Source organism: Comamonas sp. GCA5 (assembly GCF_036541385.1).
GTDB lineage: Bacteria > Pseudomonadota > Gammaproteobacteria > Burkholderiales > Burkholderiaceae_C > Comamonas > Comamonas aquatica.
Genome location: NZ_JAZHFR010000176.1, coordinates 1 through 1,647, shown reverse-complemented (window position 1 = coordinate 1,647; position 1,647 = coordinate 1). Strand labels below are relative to the sequence as shown.

General features: G+C 52.2%; 1 protein-coding gene and 1 pseudogene. One reads left to right on the top strand and one right to left on the bottom strand.

Features of this window, described 5'->3' with window-relative positions; translation table 11 throughout:
* Nucleotides 1-91, top strand: a 91-nt coding sequence (locus SJH88_RS19055; RefSeq protein ID WP_274755005.1) for an IS3 family transposase, incomplete at its 5' end; no start/stop codon positions are given.
* Here the strand turns inward: SJH88_RS19055 and SJH88_RS19050 are convergent.
* Nucleotides 88-1,527: pseudogene (locus tag SJH88_RS19050) on the bottom strand (IS3 family transposase); the annotation flags it as partial. The gene SJH88_RS19055 and the pseudogene SJH88_RS19050 overlap by 4 nt on opposite strands.
* Between the last annotated feature and the right edge of the window lie 120 nt (nt 1,528-1,647).

Here is a 1,647-nt window from a genome sequence, read left to right as displayed (position 1 = left end):
TTACATCGAGTGCTTCTACAACCCGACGCGTCGGCATTCGACGCTCGGATATCTCAGTCCCGTACAGTTCGAGCAAGCTCAAGAAGCTTAGGTCGGTGTCAACGAGACCGGCAGCAGCCCAGCTAGACCAAGTTTTTGCCGGTATTGCACAGGGCTCAAACGCCCCAGAGATACCTTGATACGTTTTTCGTTGTACCAACGGATGTAGGTATCTACGGCTTCAATGAACTGCTCAATCGTCGTTGATTGCCAGTTACCCGGATAGAACAGCTCAATCTTCAGTCTGCCAAAGAAGCCTTCGCATGCTGCATTGTCCGGTGAGCACCCTTTGCAGGACATTGAGCGAACCAGCTTTGCATCATGCACCCTTGAGAGCCAGCCTGGCCAACGATAGTGAGCCCCACGATCCGAATGAATTACAGGCCGGACCTCGTTGCATTGGACAGTATCAATGGCAGCATCGAGCATAGTGTTGACGAGGTGGGCATTGGGATGGCTACCTATGCTCCAGCTCACCACCATCCCATCGAAACAATCAATCACTGGCGACAGGTAAATCTTGCCCGCGGGAATCTGGAATTCAGTAATGTCGGTGAGCCACTTCTGATTGGGTGCAGCGGCATGGAAGTCTCTATTGATGATGTTTTGCGGGGCTGCGCTGATCTCACCTAGGTACGAGTTGTACCTGCGGCGTTTAGGCTTGGACACGAGCAGTCCTTCTTGCTTCATTAGTCGGCGCACCACTTTCTCGGAGATGCCTTTGCACTCTTGGATTAGGGATGCCTGTACCCTGCGATAGCCATAGCAGCGGTAGTTAGCTTTGAAGATTTCTGTGATGTTGCGGCGTACATCCATGTATTTATCTGCCAGTTTCACCCGGGAGCGATGGTAGAAATACGAGCTTCTAGCAAGGCTTACAAGGGAAAGCAGCTCTGGCAATTCATACTGCGCACGCAGCGCTTCAACCAGTACAACCTTATCCTTGTTGGTCAGCCTATGCAGATCAATGTCGCTGCCTTGTTTTAAGATTTCGTGAGCCCGTTTCAGAAGCTCACGCTCGAGCTTCAGCCTCCGTACATCCTGACGCAATGTTTCGATTTGGCGCTTGAGTGCTACTTCATCCAATACTGGGGATTGCTTTGGGGTAGGTTTCATGGATGCAGGGGCATAAGGGCCAAGCAACTGATTTTTCCAGTTGTACAAGGTTCCTCTACAAACCCCCAACTTCTGCGCAATCTCCTGTGCTGTCGATTGCCGGGCACACAGTTGCACAACCCCCTCACACATCAGCGCATCAGGCTTGGCAGCCGGCCAAGCTCTACCCACTATCGATTTGCTCGTCTCAGGACAGTCTTGCCGAACCCAGGCAGTCAACGTACCTCGGCCTGGGTAGCCTAAAGCCCTCATCGTTGCAGCAATACAGCGATCATGGGCACGGTAATAAGCGACTGCCGCCTGTCTTTGCTCCAGTGAGTATTTCTGCGCTCTTGGTGCTTTGTTCTCAGGCAAATCCTGATGCTTCAGGTACGAGGGTGTGCAAAATTTTGTGTAAACGGCCAATCAACAGCCGGCGCAAGCCGGCCTGTCCGTAAACACTATGAACACCAAGAAACACGACGTACCCGAAGAACTGCTGTCTGGCCTGCT